The sequence below is a fragment of the Mobiluncus porci genome, from assembly GCF_009695935.1.
Classification (GTDB): domain Bacteria; phylum Actinomycetota; class Actinomycetes; order Actinomycetales; family Actinomycetaceae; genus Mobiluncus; species Mobiluncus porci.
In genome coordinates, this window is the sequence record NZ_VUMY01000010.1 from 67272 (window position 1) to 85118 (window position 17847).

The 17847-nt window shown below is 55.1% G+C and carries 15 protein-coding genes and 1 tRNA gene; 11 read left to right on the forward strand and 5 right to left on the reverse strand.

Annotated features, from left to right (window positions below; translation table 11 throughout):
- The first annotated feature begins 151 nt into the window (after positions 1-151).
- From FYJ63_RS06640 to FYJ63_RS06650, 3 genes are all read left to right on the forward strand, one after another.
- A complete protein-coding gene (locus FYJ63_RS06640) occupies positions 152-3886 on the forward strand; it encodes a multifunctional oxoglutarate decarboxylase/oxoglutarate dehydrogenase thiamine pyrophosphate-binding subunit/dihydrolipoyllysine-residue succinyltransferase subunit (RefSeq protein ID WP_338106863.1) in 3735 nt (1244 codons plus the stop codon).
- A 115-nt stretch (positions 3887-4001) separates the two neighbouring features.
- The gene (locus FYJ63_RS06645) at positions 4002-5216 is read left to right on the forward strand and encodes a sensor histidine kinase (protein WP_154545004.1); all 1215 of its coding nucleotides are present in this window, start codon (positions 4002-4004) and stop codon (positions 5214-5216) included.
- Positions 5209-5886, forward strand: coding sequence for a response regulator transcription factor (locus FYJ63_RS06650; RefSeq protein ID WP_154545006.1), 678 nt, complete (start codon positions 5209-5211; stop codon positions 5884-5886). The genes FYJ63_RS06645 and FYJ63_RS06650 overlap by 8 nt, the downstream gene beginning before the upstream one ends.
- A gap of 180 nt (positions 5887-6066) precedes the next feature.
- Here the strand turns inward: FYJ63_RS06650 and FYJ63_RS11500 are convergent, their stop codons facing one another.
- The 3 genes from FYJ63_RS11500 to FYJ63_RS06660 form a co-directional block, all read right to left on the reverse strand.
- Entirely contained in the window at positions 6067-6141 is a 75-nt protein-coding gene (locus tag FYJ63_RS11500; RefSeq protein WP_407717186.1) for a 50S ribosomal protein bL37, read from the reverse strand.
- Between the two features lie 90 nt (positions 6142-6231).
- Positions 6232-6630, reverse strand: coding sequence for a zf-HC2 domain-containing protein (locus tag FYJ63_RS06655; RefSeq protein ID WP_154545008.1), 399 nt, complete (start codon positions 6628-6630; stop codon positions 6232-6234).
- A 1-nt stretch (position 6631) separates the two neighbouring features.
- Entirely contained in the window at positions 6632-7231 is a 600-nt protein-coding gene (locus tag FYJ63_RS06660) for a sigma-70 family RNA polymerase sigma factor (protein ID WP_154545010.1), read from the reverse strand.
- A 221-nt stretch (positions 7232-7452) separates the two neighbouring features.
- On the opposite strand from FYJ63_RS06660, the gene FYJ63_RS06665 reads away from it, so the two are divergent.
- From FYJ63_RS06665 to FYJ63_RS06690, 6 genes are all read left to right on the forward strand, one after another.
- Positions 7453-7920, forward strand: coding sequence for a DoxX family protein (locus tag FYJ63_RS06665; protein ID WP_154545012.1), 468 nt, complete (start codon positions 7453-7455; stop codon positions 7918-7920).
- A gap of 12 nt (positions 7921-7932) precedes the next feature.
- Complete coding sequence (locus FYJ63_RS06670) at positions 7933-9282, forward strand: hemolysin family protein (RefSeq protein WP_154545014.1); 1350 nt, start codon at positions 7933-7935, stop codon at positions 9280-9282.
- Positions 9275-10321: a hemolysin family protein gene (locus tag FYJ63_RS06675; protein WP_154545016.1), complete on the forward strand. Its 1047-nt coding sequence runs from the start codon at positions 9275-9277 to the stop codon at positions 10319-10321. Before FYJ63_RS06670 ends, FYJ63_RS06675 begins: the two co-directional genes overlap by 8 nt.
- Before the next feature lie 368 nt (positions 10322-10689).
- Positions 10690-11385, forward strand: a complete 696-nt coding sequence (locus FYJ63_RS06680; RefSeq protein ID WP_277028139.1) for a M23 family metallopeptidase — start codon at positions 10690-10692, stop codon at positions 11383-11385.
- Positions 11386-11400: 15 nt separating this feature from the next.
- Positions 11401-12363 (forward strand): glycerophosphodiester phosphodiesterase, encoded by a 963-nt coding sequence (locus tag FYJ63_RS06685; RefSeq protein WP_277028105.1) that lies wholly within the window; start codon positions 11401-11403, stop codon positions 12361-12363.
- A 154-nt stretch (positions 12364-12517) separates the two neighbouring features.
- Positions 12518-12892 carry a hypothetical protein gene (locus FYJ63_RS06690; RefSeq protein WP_154545018.1) on the forward strand — a complete coding sequence of 125 codons (375 nt, stop codon included), beginning with the start codon at positions 12518-12520 and terminating at the stop codon, positions 12890-12892.
- A 133-nt stretch (positions 12893-13025) separates the two neighbouring features.
- On the opposite strand, the gene FYJ63_RS06695 is transcribed toward FYJ63_RS06690, so the two are convergent.
- A tRNA-Arg gene (locus FYJ63_RS06695) sits at positions 13026-13098 on the reverse strand.
- Positions 13099-13130: 32 nt separating this feature from the next.
- The gene (locus tag FYJ63_RS06700; RefSeq protein WP_154545020.1) at positions 13131-14414 is read right to left on the reverse strand and encodes an Nramp family divalent metal transporter; all 1284 of its coding nucleotides are present in this window, start codon (positions 14412-14414) and stop codon (positions 13131-13133) included.
- Between the two features lie 103 nt (positions 14415-14517).
- Between FYJ63_RS06700 and argS the strand changes: the two genes are divergently transcribed.
- Together argS and FYJ63_RS06710 are read left to right on the forward strand one after the other, a co-directional pair.
- The gene (gene argS, locus FYJ63_RS06705) at positions 14518-16197 is read left to right on the forward strand and encodes an arginine--tRNA ligase (protein WP_287847185.1); all 1680 of its coding nucleotides are present in this window, start codon (positions 14518-14520) and stop codon (positions 16195-16197) included.
- Between the two features lie 57 nt (positions 16198-16254).
- Complete coding sequence (locus FYJ63_RS06710) at positions 16255-17835, forward strand: diaminopimelate decarboxylase family protein (RefSeq protein ID WP_154545022.1); 1581 nt, start codon at positions 16255-16257, stop codon at positions 17833-17835.
- The last annotated feature ends 12 nt before the right edge of the window (positions 17836-17847 follow it).

Genomic DNA, 17847 nt, shown 5'->3' on the forward strand with positions numbered 1-17847 from the left:
TCAAAAGCTAAACCCGCGCTTCATTAAACAATGCCATGGGCTTGGTAAAACTTTTCTAAGTTTCTCGAGTTGAGGTGATTTCCTAGGCATTTAGTCCTAAATTAATACTGTTAACGGAAATATTTTCCAACCACCGCGAAAGGGAATAATAGTGGCCCAGACAGAGACGTCAGCAAATCAACCATCCGAAGAATTCATTGCCGAATTCCATAAACAATACCTCCAGAATCCAGATTCCGTTCCTCCGGAATGGCAGACCTACTTCCAGCAGATGGAAGAACTGGGTCTGATGGAAAAGGGCGAGAAATCTGGAACCGACGAGGCAACCCCGACTCCAGGCGATGCGGATTCAGCTACAGGATCCGAAACTGACAGTCAACAAATCCGTTCCGAGGACGTGTCGCGTTCCGACCTCCCTCCAGCTCCCCGCTCCCAAGTGCATCCCCCGAGCTCGCCCTATGCGGCGAAACAGGCCGCGGAAATGCTACAGAACCGAGCGGAAGTCGCCAAAGCCGAGGATGTCTCGGAGCGAATGAAGGGCGTTTCGGCAGCCATTGCGAAGAATATGGATGCTTCCCTGTCGGTTCCGACCGCCACATCCTATCGTCAGATTCCCGCCAAGGTGCTTATCGAAAACCGGCTCCAGATTAATGACCACTTGAAGCGCACCCGCGGCGGTAAGGTTTCCTTCACCCACCTGATTGGCTATGCCATTGTGGAAGCCCTTTCCGAGCTCCCCGAGATGAATGTCCGCTACGAGCTCAAAGACGGCAAACCCTATATCGACCACCTGGCGCATGTGGGGTTTGGTCTCGCTATTGACCTGCCAAAAGATGACGGTTCTCGCCTCCTGGTAACCCCGGTGGTTCACGATGCTGACACGCTGTCCTTCCAGGAATTCGTCAACGCCTATGAGGAGCTCGTGAAGAAGGCACGCGACGGAAAACTCACCATGGATGACTATTCGGGAGGTACCGTCACCCTCACGAACCCCGGAACTCTGGGTACTCTCATGAGCCAGCCGCGACTTGTGGTTGGTCAAGGTTCCATAATCGGGGTTGGTGCCACCGGCTATCCGGCGGAATGGGCCGGGGCGAGTGACGCCCAGATGGCAAAAGCCGGTATCGGCAAAATCTTCCACATGTCCTCGACCTACGACCACCGCGTTATCCAAGGTGCCCTGTCCGGTTCTTTCCTGGGATTGGTGGAAAAGAAGCTCAAAGGTGAAGACGGCTTCTATGACCGCGTGTTTGATTCTATGAAGGTTCCCTACGAGCCTTACGTGTGGACTCGCAACGAGGTTTACAACTCCTACAGCGAGCAGTCCAAGCCCGCGCGCATCCAGCGTTTTATCCACGCCTATCGCTCGCGGGGACACCTCATTGCTGACACCGATCCGCTCGATTACCGCGTGCGTCGCCACCCGGATTTGCGTTTGGATCGCTACGGCCTGTCGATTTGGGATTTGGATACGGAGTTCCCGATTGGGGTTTTCGGCGGCAAGAAGAACCAGCGGATGACCCTGCGCGAATTGCTCGGCCAGTTGCGCGACACCTACACGCGCACTTGTGGCGTGGAATACATGCATATTCAAGATCCGGAACAGCGGATTTGGATGCAGGAAGCTTTGGAAAAACCCTATGAGCCACCGAGCAAGGTTGTTCGCGGCGCCATCCTGGATCGCTTGAACGCGGCCGAGGCTTTTGAAAACTTCTTGCAAACGAAATATGTGGGACAGAAGCGTTTCTCCCTCGAAGGTGGGGAGTCCCTTATTCCGCTGATGTTGCGGATTATGGACGATGCCGCTCACGATGGACTAGCGGGCGTGACTATCGGGATGGCCCACCGTGGACGTCTCAATATGCTCGTGAACGTGGCCGGTAAATCCAATGCTCAAATCTTCTCCGAGTTTGAGGGCAACATGGATCCGGGCTCAGTGCAGGGCTCTGGTGACGTGAAATACCACTTGGGAACCGAATCGGTCTACGAGTCCTACGAGGGTAAACACACCCAGGTTTACATTGCCGCGAACCCCTCTCACCTGGAGGCGGCTGATCCGGTGGTGGAAGGCATCGTTCGGGCTCAACAGGACAAGATGGGGCTTGATGATGACTACGGTTATCTCCCCGTCTTGATTCACGGCGACGCGGCTTTCATCGGCCAAGGCGTCGTCTATGAAACCCTGAATATGAGCCAGCTGGAGGCTTATAAGACCGGCGGAACCGTCCATATTATTGTGAATAACCAAATCGGTTTCACCACTTCGCCGACCAACGGACGCTCCACCAATTACTGCACTGACCTTGCTAAAGGCTTGCAGGTGCCGATTTTCCACGTCAACGGGGATGATCCGGAAATGGTGACTCGGGTCGCTGGCTTGGCCTACCGTTTCCAGCAGACTTTCCACAAAGACGTCATTATCGATATGCTCTGCTACCGGCGTCGTGGCCACAATGAAGGCGACGATCCCTCGATGACCCAGCCGGTTATGTACGGGCTGATTGATAATCTTCCCTCCACTCGCACGGTTTACGTCAACAACCTCATTGGTCGTGGCGACTTGACTCACGAGGAAGCCAAGGCGGCGATGGATGACTTCCACAAGAAGCTAGAGAAGATTTTTGAGGAAACGAAAGAACACGGTTACACCCCGACTCGTCAAGGCGAGCAGGGCGGCAACGACTGGAATCTTCCGTCTTCCAACGATGACCTGGGTGGCCAGATGGTGGGTTGGTCCTCAGCGGTGTCTCCCGAAGTGCTGGGAAGAATCGGTGATTCCCAAGTGTCCTATCCCGAAGGCTTTACCCCTCACCCGAAGGTGGCGAAGCTGCTCGAAAAGCGCCAAAAGATGTCTCGAGAAGGCAATATCGATTGGGGCTTCGGGGAGCTCCTCGCCTTCGGTTCCATCTTGATGGAAGGCACTCCCATCCGGATGTCTGGCGAGGATGCGCGGCGCGCGACCTTCGTCCAGCGCCACGCGGTCATCCACGACCACAACACGGGTGAAGAGTGGACCCCGCTGTCATTCCTAACTCCGGGCCAGGGCAAGTTCATGATCTATGATTCTTCCCTTTCCGAATATGGCCCTCTCGGTTTCGAATACGGCTATTCTGTGGAACGCCCCGAGGCCTTGACCCTGTGGGAAGCCCAGTTCGGTGACTTTGCTTTTGCGGCCCAGACGATTATTGATGAATACATCAGTTCTTCGGAACAGAAGTGGCACCAGCACTCTTCTTTGGTCATGCTCTTGCCCCACGGTTTCGAGGGGCAAGGCCCCGATCACTCTTCGGCGCGCATCGAGCGGTACCTGGATTTGTGTGCCCAAGACAATATGTGGGTTGTCCAGCCCTCCACTCCGGCTAACCACTTCCACATGCTGCGGATTCAGGCCTATCGCCGCCCGCGGACTCCTTTGATTGTTTTCACCCCGAAGCAACTGCTGCGTTTGAAAGCCGCGGTTTCCTCGGTGGAAGACTTCACCCATGGTTCTTTCCAGCGGGCTATCGGCGACCAAGGCGGCCTCGATCCAAGCGCCGTGAATCGCGTGATTATCTGCACGGGTCGTGTGTATTACGACCTCGTAGCCGAGCGGGAAAAGCGCGGAGATAAGGCGACCGCGATTGTGCGCCTCGAACAGTACTACCCGCTCCACGATGATCTCAAGGCGATTGTGGATCAGTATCCGAACGCGGAGCTGGTCTGGGTGCAGGACGAGCCGGAAAACCAAGGCGCCTGGCCATTCTTCTACATCCACCACGACCGTTTCGTCGGGGGACGCGACGTTCGCGTGGTGTCTCGACCGGCTATGGCGGCTCCGTCCACCGGCATCGCCAAAACCCACAAGGCACAGGCCGCGACCTTGATGGATGCGGCTTTCGCCCGGTAAGTAGCGGGTTTTGCGATGACAGGCGGGGGCTCCCGAGTTCAGGAGCCCCCGTTTGCTGGAATATTTCAGCGTGCGGTGGATAGTTCGAGAGGGCTAGCCGCGATAGGCTCAGGGTATGTATCTATCCGGAGAGCGAATTAAGCGCGTGATGACGCCGTGGCGCATCGTCATCGTGGTCACTTTGCTGTTCGCCCTCGCCCAAGACGCGTGGACTATCTTGGACGAGCCTCCCTTCATCAAACCCCAAAACTGGGTCATTGAGGCGGTGGGTTTGTTCCTTTTTGCCCTGATGGCGCACTATCCGCGAGTGTGTGGTTCCCTAGTCGTCATTATGTGGGCGGTGTGCGCCTATTTTCCCGAATACATCGTCTTCTTCGGAACGGCAGTCTGCGGATTGGTGACGATGGCCTATTTTTCCTCTCGGCGGCTCTACCAATTCCTTATCCCATCCATAATCCTGATGGCGATTTCAGATTTCACAGCCGGAAGTTTCGATGCGCTTACTGCCCTATTCGTCGTCCTCGGCTACCTCATTGTTTCTGCAGTCGGCTGGTCTTTCGGACACTACCAACGTCTAGCCGAGAAAGCGGGTCGCGAAACGGAAAAAATCCGGCTCCAAGCCGGAGTTGACCAGGTGCAACTGCGCAATGCTCTCGCCCAAGATTTGCACGACTCCCTGGCGGCTGACCTAACGAGGCTGACTCTGATTACGGAAAATTTGGCCAAGAATCCTCAACTCGAAGACTCAGTGCGGGAGTCGCTAGATTTGGTATCCGGCCAATCCCGAGAAGCCTTGGTGGATCTTCGCACCACTATCAGGCAGTTGAAGACTCCCGTTGATGAACAAAGCTCGGGGAGGACACTGTGCGAGATTCTGCAAGACAGCGTGAATGTGGCGAAAACCGCCAATATTACTTTGGAACTGGAAATTCCAGACGATCTCGAAAACCAGTTGAATCGCTACGAAGAAACCACCTTGCAAATGCTAGTGACCGAATCGACAACGAACCTCGTGAAATACGGGAAATCAGGGACCACCGCCGAGATTTCGGTCGAGATTGCGGGGGATGATATCGAGTTCATGGCGACCAATGAAATCGGCGGGAACCGCGTGGACTACGCCATGACTTCGGGCCTGGGATTGAAACAGATGACCGCCTACCTGGAGAGACGAGGGGGAAGTCTCGAATACGTAGCCAGCCAGGGTAAGTGGCTGGTGCACGCGGAGATTCCTCGTGACATGCATAACAAAATGTTGAACACGCCCCTGAACCATCGGGGACAGCGGGCGAAGAGACAAGATGAGATAAAGGGAGAGATAAATGGCTGAAAACCAAATCCTGCCGTTGAAGGTTCTGATGGTGGACGATGACCAGATTGTGCGCACCTACCTCGGAGCGTCACTGCAATCTGATCCGCGGGTATTCCTTCTCAAAACCGCAGAAGATGGCGTGGAGGCGCTGAAAATCATGGAGGAGTGGACTCCGGACGTGGTTTTGATGGACGTGGATATGCCGCGGATGGACGGAATTGAAGCCACTAAACAGATTCGGGAAAAATACCCCCAGGTGCGGATTCTCATCTTCACGAACTTCGAGCAGCGCCCCTCGGTGATGAAGGCCATACAGGCTGGCGCGTCCGGTTTCGTCACCAAGGACAAGCCGGTGGAAGAAATGGTGGATGCCCTGTTGGCGACCCGAGACGGGAAACGGATTATTAGCGAAGATCCGGCCTCAGCTTTGGCTGACATGGTGGCTGGAGCGGGGAACCGCGAGCCTGTTGATACCGCATTTGTGGAATCGGTCCAGGCAATCCCCGACCGGCTCAAGAAAGTCGTGCCGCTCCTGATTGAGGGGAAATCCAATCGGATTATCGCTAAAGAACTCCATACTTCCGAGGGAACTGTGGGGGACTATGTCTCCAAGATTTTGAAGTTGACGAATTGCGAGTCGCGCACGAGTTTTGTCGTCAAGGCGTTTAAGAACCAGATTAAGTTCTGAGCCTTGGCGAGCAGGGGACGGTTCCGCTTTGTTCCGGCTACGCCGACGGGTCAGACCCTTTGGCTATACTTCGTTACGCCAAGAGGCATGACCCGTCCGCTGTGCCTTCGCAGAGTCTAAGTCTTCCCAGTCGAAAAAAGGCTCCGGCGGAATTCGCCGGAGCCTTTTGAGGCTTAGAACTTAAGCGTTAGGGCGCTTGCCGTGGTTAGCGGCATTTTTGGCCCGCGAACGACGCTTGCGACCGCGCTTGGACATAGTCAGGCTCCTTTTCATAAACATTTGAACCTAGATATTCTCGCACAAATCAGCCACGCGCTCAATTCCGAAGCCGTCCGCGGAGCCAATCTAGGAATTTTCCCGAATCGTCACCATAATCCGTTCCCGCAGCTCCACCGGCGCTTCGCAGTGGCAAGAGGCCTGGAGTTTGGTGACAATCTTTTCCAGCTCTGCTGATTGCGCAGCGCAATGGGGGCATTCTTTCAAATGTGCCTGCAGCGGCGCCAATAGGCTCGGGGCTAAATCGTGGTGAATAATTTCCCACAAGTGCTCTTCCACCATCCCGCAGTCATAGTCTTGGAATGGCCCACAATGGTAATCAGGATTCTTCGTCTGGGGTTTTTCTACCGACTCTAGCTTCTCCGCGGCGTTTGGCGGAATTTCCTGTCCCAGTAGCTGATGAAGATGACTGTCAGAGGCGTGCCCCGATGATTCATCAAAGGGTTCGGTGCCTGTTGACTCACTCATTTTATTTCCCTCCCTGACTTGTTACCAGGTTGCGGTCGGTAGCTTCTCCGACCGGACGGCTGAGAATCAACCGATCCTGCAGTAGGTCCTTTAGCTTCTTTCGACCGCGGTGGAGGCGGGACATTACCGTTCCCTGTTTAATCTCGAGAATCTCGGCAATTTCCTTGTATGAAAATCCCTCTACGTCAGCCAAATACACGGCCTCGCGGTACTCCTGGGGTAAAGCATCCATGGCGGCCAGAATGTCTTCGGTTCCCAGCCTATCCAAAGCGGTCGCCTCGGCGGAACGTGTTTCCGGATGAGAAGTGTCTTGAGCCAGTTGGTAGTCTTGAATCTCATCCACGGTGGAAGTCTTAGGCTCCCGCGTCTTCTTCCGATAGGCATTGATGAAGGTGTTGTTCATAATGCGATAGAGCCAAGCCAAAAGATTCGTTCCAGGTTGGAAAGAATCAAAGTGTTTGAACGCTTTCAAAAACGTTTCTTGCACCAGATCCTCGGCATCGGCATTGTTGCGCGTCAGGCGCAACGCCCCGGAATAGAGCTGGTTCAAATAGGGCATGACCTCAGATTCAAAGGTCCCGGTTGCTGTCTTCGTAGTCATTAAGAAGAAGTCTAGCGGCAAAATGGGTCCAGACGGGTGAAACGAAACCCGCAGTAAGAGGGGACAATCATTTATCGCATTCAAAGACACATTACTGTAAACGCTCTCAGCACCAGTTTTATTCCCGTCCCGTGGTTTTTGCTCGATTACTTCTCCGCGGTTTCGACAGTTTGTAGATAAAAACCTCGGCAAAACTTGGAGATTTGTGGTGAGATAGAGTTATGAAAACTCTGCTTCGTTTGTTGGCTCGCCCCATGTTGGCCTCGGTATTTGTGTTTGATGGGTTGGATGCGTTGCGTAACCCTGATGACCATGTGGAACGCTTCAAAAAGATTGAGCCGGCGCTCGAAAAACTGGGGCTTCCTCCCGTGCTGACTTCTGATGCGAAACTCCTTTCTCGTCTTGCTGGAGCTGTGACGGCGATCACCGCCACCGGATTAGCGCTGGGAAAATACCCGCGGACCTGCGCTGCTATTTTGGCGGCGGTTAACTTCCCCATTACGGTCGTGAACAACCCGATTTGGGTGGCAAAAACCGATCGTGAACGACAGGATTATTCGCGCGGCCTCATCGTTGGAGCATCCTTAGCCGGAGGCTTGGGGATGGCGATTCTAGACAACAACGGTCAGCCCTCCTGGAAGGTGCGTCGTGAAATCGTCAAAGCAACAAAGGCGGATTTGGCTAAATAGGCCGAGCAATATATGGATCCAGTACTTATAGATTGGCTGCTGGTTGCAGTAGGGGTGGTTCTCACCCTCGGCACTGCTCTTTTCGTAGCAGCCGAGTTCTCTTTTGTCGCCGTGGACACGACCAAGGTGGCGATGCGAAGCGCGAATGGTGACAAGCGTGCGACGCTCATCAAGAAGGCCATTTCGAAACTCTCCACCCAATTGTCGGGAACCCAAGTGGGGATTACCCTGACCACGATCCTGCTTGGTTACACCACGCAATCCGCTTTAGCGCGTCTCATCACCGGAGGGTTAGGCCATACCGCGCTGGCTTTGGGGGTGGCCACTGCTATCGGAAGTGTGGTAGCGCTACTGTTGACCAACCTGTTCTCCATGGTTTTCGGAGAGTTAGTTCCTAAAAATTTGGCGCTGGCTGACCCACTGGCCACTGCCGGAGCAGTAGTTCGTTTCCAAAAAGCGTTTACCTTCGTGTTTAGTCCCATCATTGCGGTGCTGAATGGTTCAGCCAACTGGGTGCTTCGGCGTATGGGGGTCGAGCCTGCCGAAGAATTGTCCTCCACGCGCTCAGCCCAGGAACTCGCGGCTTTGGTGAGGCAAAGCGCGGAGGCAGGAAAACTCGATGTTTCTACCGCTTCTCTGTTCACAAGGTCCATTCACATCTCGAAGTTGAGCGCCAAAGACGTCATGACGGATCGGGGGCGAATCCACTATCTCCAACAGGATGACACCGCTCAAGATCTCATCAATAAGGCCAAAGAAACCGGTCACTCGCGGTTTCCGGTGGTGGGCGAGGACGGTCTGGATGACATTCTCGGTTTCGCTAACCTGCGTCGCGCGGTTTCGGTTCCGTATGAGCGGCGTTCTGAGGTGGTAGTCGCCTCCTCCTCTCTCATGTTTGAGGTGCCGCGGGCTCCGGAGACTATGGGGTTGGCTGACCTGCTGTTACTGCTGCGGGATGCGGGAAGTCAAAGCGCTGTGGTGGTTGATGAATACGGTGGCACTTCCGGAATGGTGACCCTGGAGGACGCGGTGGAAGAAATCGTCGGTGAGGTGAGCGATGAACACGACCAGCGCGCTGCGGGGATCAATGCGGTGACGGAGAGCTCCTGGCTGGTTCCAGGGTTGATTCGTCCCGATGAGCTCATGCTCCAAACCCATGTTGAGCTCCCCGATGAGGGTCCGTACGAGACGCTGGGCGGGTTGATGATGAACGAACTCCGAAGGATTCCAACCCAAGGCGATGAGATTGAAGTCAGCGGCTACTTACTCCATGTAGAACAGATGGAAGGCCGAAGAATCGCGAGGGTTCGTATCACTAAACTGAATCCTGCGGACACTGCCGAGGGGGACCACCATGAATGATTTGCTGGGGCTCTTGGCTATGGTGGTTTTGCTGGGAGTAAACGTTTTCTTTGTCGGGGCAGAGTTTGCCATTACGGCTTCGCGTCGCGCCGAGATTGAGCCCTTGTTGAAGGAAGGGAAACGTGGAGCCGCTGGGGCGCTTTTCGCTGTGGAGCACGTCTCGGAGATGCTCGCCGTCTGTCAACTTGGTATCACGCTGGCCTCAACGGGGTTGGGTGTGGTGGCGGAACCCGCCTTGGCGCACTTGTTGACGCCCCTGGTGGAACTGCTTGGAGCGCCGCCCCTTACTGCCCATGCGGCGGCGGTTCTAATCGCCCTCTTGATTGTGTTGTATCTTCACGTGGTAGTGGGGGAGATGATTCCGAAGAATCTTTCGGTCTCCGCCCACAGTTCGCTAGTGTTGTTCTACGGCCCGATTATGGTGGCTCTCGCTCGGGCAGTGAGGCCTCTGGTTGACGGCATGAACAAGTTTGCGAATGTATTTGTCAGGCTCTTCGGAAAGGAACCTCGAGACGAGGTTATCAATACTTTCACGGTGGAGGAAATGACCTCGATTGTTGAAAAGTCTCGCGCCGAGGGAACGCTGGAAGACGATTTGGGGCTGTTGTCTGGAACTTTAGAGTTTTCCACCGAAGTTGTTTCCGGAGTCATGCTGGGGCGTGAATCCCTGGTAACTTTACCGGTGGATGTCGTCGTGTCCCAGGCGGAAAAAGCCGTGGCACGAACCGGATTTTCTCGGTTTCCGGTGGTGAACGAGGCTGACGAAATCTGTGGCTATCTCCACATTAAAGATGTCATTGCCGTTGCTGAATCGCGCCGAGAGCAGCCCCTGGAATCGTGGAGAATTCGTGAGCTAACGGAGGTCACTCCGCAGATGGAAGTCGAAGACGCGTTGCGTGTCATGCAAAAGCAGGGCACTCACCTTGCCGGAGTGGTTGATGCTCCCGGCGAGCCCATTAAAGGTGTGATTTTCTTGGAAGATATTTTGGAGGAACTCGTGGGCGAGGTGAGGGATTCGTTGCAGCGGGAAAATGACTAGAATCGTGGGGAAAAGCCGCTGAGACCAGATATGGTTTGAAATAAATTCGCAACAATTTCTCCGGTGAATTATCAAGAACTTTTCAGATTTCTCTCAACTAGGCGGGAAAAATGTGGACAAATGTTACTAAAGTGACAAATGAGGTTTGAAACTCGTTGCAATTTGTTACCGACTTGTTATAAACTCAATTCCAAGTTGTGATGCATCGAGGAAGGTGACTTGTGGAAAGCGAAAGGCCTCGCTCCCGCAAAGAGCTCAGGGAACTGGAACGGCGCCGTAATCGCCGTCATAATCGTCTAAATCTATCTCCCAAACGAAACTTAGCCTCCGATTTACCGCGGATAGGATTACTTGGTTTTTTGGCTTCGGTGACCGTGGTGGCTCCCTTGTCCGGCTTGGTTTCTCCGGATTTATCCATCGCCGCTCCGAGTGGAGATTTCGAAACCAATGAGACCCTCCTATCCATCATTGCTTCTGCCGACGAGGTGTCCGTCTATGACTCGGATTTGAATGCTGTTCCTGCCTCGGCGCGGACTCGATTGATGGAAGCGAAACAGCTCGGTAACTGTGTTTCCAAAGAAAACTCCGCTAACGGAGACGTTCGGGCTGCCGCTAAAGACCAGTCCATCGTCTGGCCGATGTATGCTGGATCCTACAATTTCACCTCCCCTTGGGGAATGCGGATCCATCCGATTACCGGACAACGCACGATGCACGAGGGTGTGGATTGGTCGGCTCCAGTGGGAACCGCTATCTACGCCGTAGCGGATGGGGAAGTCACGTTCGCGGGAATGGAAGGTTCTACCGGAACCATCACCATCAAACACGAAATCGATGGCCAAGTATTTTATTCTCGTTATCTCCACATGTACGCTAACGGAATCTACGTTTCCAAGGGCGACAAGGTAAAAGCCGGAGATCTGATTGCCGGCGTGGGATCCACCGGTCGTTCCACGGGGGCTCATCTTCATTTCGAGATTCGACTAACCGAAGACAAAACTGTTGACCCCATGACTTTCATGAAGAAGCAGGGCGCGGTCTATATCAATGACGTCTGCGAATAACGCTAGCGTTTTTGGGTGGCCGATTTGATGAAGGACAATGGGAGTGTGCCCTCCCATCCGGTTTCTTCGCGTTCGGTGTATCCTCGTCCGGCGCAACTTTTCCCGCTCGGTGTCGCCGGAAAACCCGCGCTCCTGGCGCATCGGGGAGCGCCCCGCCAAGGGGTCCCGGAAAACTCGCGCGAAGCATTTGATGAGTGTCTTGCCGGAGGGGAAGCGGCGGGGTTAGAAACGGACTTGCAAGCCACCCGTGATGGCTATCCGGTAATCAGCCACGATCCTTTCTGGCACGGGGCAAAAGGCGACGTGGAAATAGCCGCTGTAACTTGGAAAGAACTCTCCCGTCACCGGCTTCTCAACGGGGAGGTCCCCTTGGGTCTGGAAGAATTTTTGGACCGATACCCAGGGATTTATGTCAACATTGACTTCAAGGTTTCCGCGGTCGTTCCTCAAGCGCTGAAAATCCTGGAGGGGAGAGGAGACCTCGGAAGAATGGCCTTGGCTTCTTTCTCAGCCCCGCGAGTGTGGAAAATTGCGCGGCGACTGGGACCCCAGCCAGGCTATCTTCCCGGCGGCTTGGATGTGGCTAGGTTCTTGCTGGCCTGTGAAAGTGGGGTAATCTTTGGCGGAAAAAGCCGGCGGGAGTGGGAGACAAATGAAGATTCTCTAGGGGGAAAAAGAGAATCATGGCAAAAAATCCTTTGGGAACTGCGCGAAAAACAGCGTTTGGGTCGCCTGCGCGACTTCGGGATACTTCCGAGACTGCTGTTCGATTACCACTGTGCTTTTGCGGTTCCCGAGACCTTTCGCGGCTGGCCCTTGGTGACCCGAAGATTCGTCGCGGGGGCCCACGCGGTGGGATGTCCGGTCTATGTTTGGACGGTCAACGATGCCAACCAATATCGTCGGCTGGCGGCTTGGGGAGTAGACGCGGTTTATAGCGATATTGTCCATACATTACGCCACGCTTCCACTAAGTGATTTCACAGTAATAATTATGAAAAATCGTTGAAAATATGGGAAAAAATCGGAGATGGCTGAATTTGGTGTCAGAAAAACCTAAAAAGATGCTTGGAACTGTCGAAGAGAACTGGTAGATTACTAAAGGTAAGAGATTCTTGAAAGGAGTAAGGCAATGGAACGTTCGGCAGTCCGCCTGGCCGCTGTAGTCGCTAAGCAGCGTCAGAATGACGCTATCGCCAGCGCAAAGTCCGTTGTCGACGAGCATACCCAGTGGGTTTTGTCTCATCTTTCCCAATCCGATCGGGATCTCATTCACTCTGTTACCGGTGAGGTTATCGCCCCGGGAGCCGACACTGCCTCTTTGTTCGCTTTGACCTTGGCGGAGTCGCGAGTTTCTAGCGCTCCGGCAGCCCGTTCGGCTCAGTCACAGATGGTGTTGCGTCGCCCCCAGCCCATGAGCCAGCACGACCGCGTGGCGACCTTCACTTCGATGCGTTCCATGATGGGCAGTGGCTCGGTGGGACGTGCCCTCGATACTGAGGCGTAAAAGTTCTTGAAATAATCAAACCCGACCCCTACGGTCGGGTTTTTGTTTTCTTGGTGGTAGGGACGCTTTCGCTCTGTTTTGCGTAAAGGTGCTACGCGTAGACAAACTGTCTCTTGGTGCCATTAATCTGTCGTGCCCTGGACGGGACTCGAACCCACGACCTTTTGCTCCGGAGGCAAACGCTCTATCCACTGAGCTACCAGGGCTTGCTAGAAGTAGCCCCTCAATAATAGCGCGATTAACCGGCGCCGGTGAAACTGAGGACCAGGAGACCGAGGTTTAGGGCAATAATGAGGCCGGCCACGATGATGTTTATGGCAAGTAAAGGCTTGGGGTCGGCAAACTCTCCCATAATGTCTCGCCTCGAAGTGTAGACCACCAGCGGAATCAGGGCGAAAGGAATCCCTAAAGACAAAAGCACCTGGCTCAAAACCAGTGCCCAAGTCGGTTCAAAACCGATGGCCAAAATAACCAACGCGGGAATGAGAGTCACCAAGCGGCGCGCCAGCAGCGGCACGTGAATCTTCAACAAGCCGTGCATGATTTCTGAACCGGCATAGGCTCCTACTGAGGTGGATGCCAATCCGGAAGCCAATAGTCCCACCGCGAAAACCGTGGCTACTCCCATTCCGAGTGCTTGGGCAATGACCTGGTAGGCGCCGTCGATAGTATCCGTCTCGATCCCGCCGTGGTCGCCCTGTAAGGCAGAGGCGGCGAGAAGCACCAGGCTGATGTTGACCGATCCGGCAATCAGCAGTGCCCAAAACACATCCAGTTTCGTGGCCTTGAGGATGCGGCGTTTCCAAACGTTATCTTCCTCGTGGCCGTGACGATCTTTGGTTAAAGAAGAATGTAGATAAATCGCGTGGGGCATCACGGTAGCGCCGAGCATGGAGGCGGCCACGAGAACCGAATCGGAGGAAGGAAATGTGGGACGGAGCCCGGCTACGGCAGCTTGCCACTGGGGCGGAGCCACTACCAGGCCGCCCACGAATCCCAAGGTGATAATGAGCAGTAATCCCATGACAATGCGTTCAAACACAATCTGTCCGGAGGTGTTTTGCAAAGCCAGCAAGGCGATGGAAACGGCTCCCACGATAACCCCGCCGACTAGGAGTGGGGTGTGGAACAGCAAGTTCAGCGCGATAGCCCCGCCCATGACTTCCGCGAGGTCAGTGGCGGCTGCCACGAGTTCTGCCTGGACCCAGAAAGCCAGACGGGAGCGCTTCTTCAGGCGGCTGCCCAGCATTTCCGGCAGCGACTTGCCGGTGACAATCCCGAATTTGGCGCTCTCGTATTGAATCAGCATTGCCATGAAGTTAGCCAGCACCAAGACCCACACCAGGGCGTAACCGTAGCGGGAACCGGCAGTGATGTTGGCCGCGACGTTTCCGGGATCAACGTAGGCGACTGCGGCCACGAAGGCGGGCCCCATCAACGCTACCAATGACTTACGCCCCACGGCTTTGGCAGGGTCATTATCGAAGCTAGAATCCAAGTTAGGTTCACCTTGCCTGTTCATGCAGTAAATTTATCGCATTTGCTGCCCTGATTTTACCGATTAATCGCGAGCGAATTAGTGCCCTTGATTGGGATGAATCGGGCTTGACCGGTAGGCTTGGGGGGTGACTCCAGAAGAATTAACTAAACGGATTATTGCAGCTTTAACCGAGGCTGTGGACGCAAAATCGCTTCCCCTCACCCCCGAGGTTTTGACAGAAAAGGTCAAGGTAGAGCGACCAAAGTCCCGTGATCACGGGGACTGGTCGACCAATATTGCGATGCAACTTGCGAAAACTGCGGGAATGAATCCGCGGGAACTCGCAGAAATTTTTGCCGCAGCGATTGGTGACCTTGAGGGAGTGGACGCTACGGAAGTCGCCGGTCCCGGGTTTATTAACATCCGTCTCGAAGCGGGGGCTGCGGGTGCGCTGGTAGAAGATATCCTGGGGGCCAGTTCGCGTTTTGGAGCCGGTGAAGCCTTGCAGGGCCAACACGTGAACCTCGAATATGTTTCTGCCAATCCCACCGGTCCGATTCACCTGGGTGGGGCGCGTTGGGCAGCGACTGGGGATTCCCTGGCGCGTCTGCTGGCGTTTTCGGGGGCGAAAGTAACTCGCGAATACTACTTCAACGATCACGGCACCCAGATTGACCGTTTTGCGGCGTCTGTGCTAGCAGCGGCTCGCGGGTTGCCGGCTCCGGAGGACGGATACGGCGGGCAGTATATTGCTGACATTGCCGCTGCGGTGAGGGAAAAAGCCCAGGCGGCGGGGGATCCCGATCCTGTGGAGCTCGAAGACGCGGCGGCGCAAGAATATTTCCGCGCCCACGGTGTCGAGATGATGTTTGCTGAAATTAAAGATTCACTCAAGAACTTCCGCACCGAATTCGACGTGTTCTTCCACGAAAACTCCCTGTACGAGACCGGCAAAGTTGAGGCCGCCTTGGAGTTTTTGCGCACCAAAGGCGAGGTCGAGGAAAAAGACGGAGCAACTTGGCTGCTCACCACGAAACACGGGGACGACAAAGACCGTGTGGTCATCAAATCCGATGGGAACGCCGCGTATTTTGCTGCCGATATCGCCTATTACCGCGACAAGCGCGAGCGTGGAGCAGACTGTGCGATTTACCTCCTCGGAGCCGATCACCACGGCTATATCGGACGCATGATGGCGATGTGTGCGGCCTTCGGAGACAAACCGGGCGTGAATATGCAGATTCTTATCGGCCAGATGGTGAACCTTTACCGCAATGGCGAGCCGGTGAGGATGTCGAAGCGAGCCGGCAACATTGTCACCCTGGAGGATTTTGTGGACGCGGTCGGGGTGGATGCGGCTCGCTACGCCCTGGTGCGTTCCTCCATGGATACCCAACTTGACATTGACCTCGATGTTTTGGCGTCGCATACGAATGACAATCCTGTTTATTATGTGCAATACGCTCATGCGCGCACCGTGAATGTGGCGAAAAACGCCGCTGAACACGGGGTTAGCAGAGCCGGTGGCTTCGATCCCGCGCTGTTGTCAGATCCGGCTGACGCGGAGCTTATTGGCGTCCTGGCGCAATTCCCCTCCGTGGTGGCCACCGGCGCGAAAGAACGCGAGGCCCACCTGGTGCCCCGCTACCTGGAAACTCTCGCGGGGGCGTATCACACCTGGTATGGGCGTCGGCGTGTGACTCCGGCGGGAGACGATCCGGTCACGGGCGAACACCGCGCGTTGCTCGCATTGAATGACGCGGTGGAAATCGTCATCAAGAATGGCTTGGACCTGCTCGGAGTTACCGCCCCGGAGCGGATGTGAGTTTTCACCACACCGACCAAGAGCCCACTGACCAAGAATTATTAGGAAAGAGGATTTATGAGCGGACATGCCCTAACAGCAGATGATCCAGCGCGTTTCCCGGCAGGTGCCCAGGAGTTGGATGCGCTTGCGGCCGCGGATCCCAGCGAACGCCGCGATATGTGGCCGGCTGGTCTGAGTCGCAGCGCGCGGGGGGAGATGGAGCTGTGCGGGCGCTCCGTGGCGGACTTGATTAGCTCAGAAGCGAAAACCCCCGTATTCGTGATGGATGTGGCGGATTTTCGCGCGCGAGCCCGTGCCTACAAGACAGCCTTCGATAAGGCCTTTGGTTCGGGTCGCTCCCAGGTCCACTATGCCGGAAAGGCGTTTTTGACCCTGGAACTGGCGCGAATCGCCGCAAAGGAAGGCCTCGGTCTCGATACCGCTTCAGCAGGTGAGCTGACCCTCGCGATTGCTAGTGGCTGTGACCCGAAACTCATCGGTTTGCACGGCAACGGGAAATCTGAGGATTTGTTGCACCATGCGGTAACTGCCGGCATCGGGCGGATTATCGTGGATTCTCTGGCGGAGATAGAGCGATTGCAGCGGGTCTTGGATGGGCTACCCCAGGCGGCGAAAATTCCGGTCATGGTGCGTATCACTACCGGAGTTCACGCCGGAGGACACGAGTTTATTGCAACGGCCCATGAGGACCAAAAATTTGGGCTCTCCTTACTGGGCGGAGCTAGTGAAGGGCTTTCTCCGGAACATCAAAATTGGACTGGGCGTTACAATATTGCCTCGAATGATTCTCCCGCTATGGTGGCGGTGAAGCTGATTTTGGCTGATGAAAGGCTCGATCTCGCCGGCCTACACTCCCACATCGGCTCCCAGATTCTGGATTTCGAAGGTTTCAAGGCGGCCGCAAAGAAGGTTCTGGAGTTTCGGGCTGAAATCGAGCGGAAAACCGGTTATCTCGTTGACGAGTTGGATCTTGGTGGGGGCTACGGGGTGGCCTACACGCCGGCCAGCGAACCCGGACCCAATCCCGAGGAAGTTGCCCAAGGTTTGTACCAGACGGTACAGGAAGTCTGCAATGAGCTGGACGAGCCTATGCCTTTTGTTTCCGTGGAGCCGGGACGTTCCCTGGTAGCGTCCACCATGATCACTTTGTACCGAGTGTTAAACATTAAGGACCAGCCGGTAGGAACGCGCGAAGACGGGTCTATCATCTACCGCCGCTATGTGGCGGTTGACGGGGGAATGAGTGATAATATCCGCCCTGCCCTCTACGAGGCTGACTACACTGCGGCCTTGGCTAATCGTGTTTCCGAAGCTCCGCTCGTAGCCGCTCGTGTGGTCGGCTCGCACTGCGAATCCGGAGATATCGTGGTTCACAATGTGGCTCTGCCTAGCGACCTCGATGAGGGAGATATTCTCGCCGTGCCGATGGTCGGCGCTTACGGCTGGTCAATGAGCTCGAACTATAACTGGTTCACTCGACTCGGGGTTCTCGGAGTGGATCAAGGCAGCCAAGATAGTGATGGAACGCCCGTTACAAAATGGTTGTTGGAGCCGGAGACAGTTGATTCCATGCTGGCTCATTTCGATCCGGCCTATCGCGAATACTTGAACGCCTCGCCCCAGCCGAACGCGTGAGCGATAGCGGCA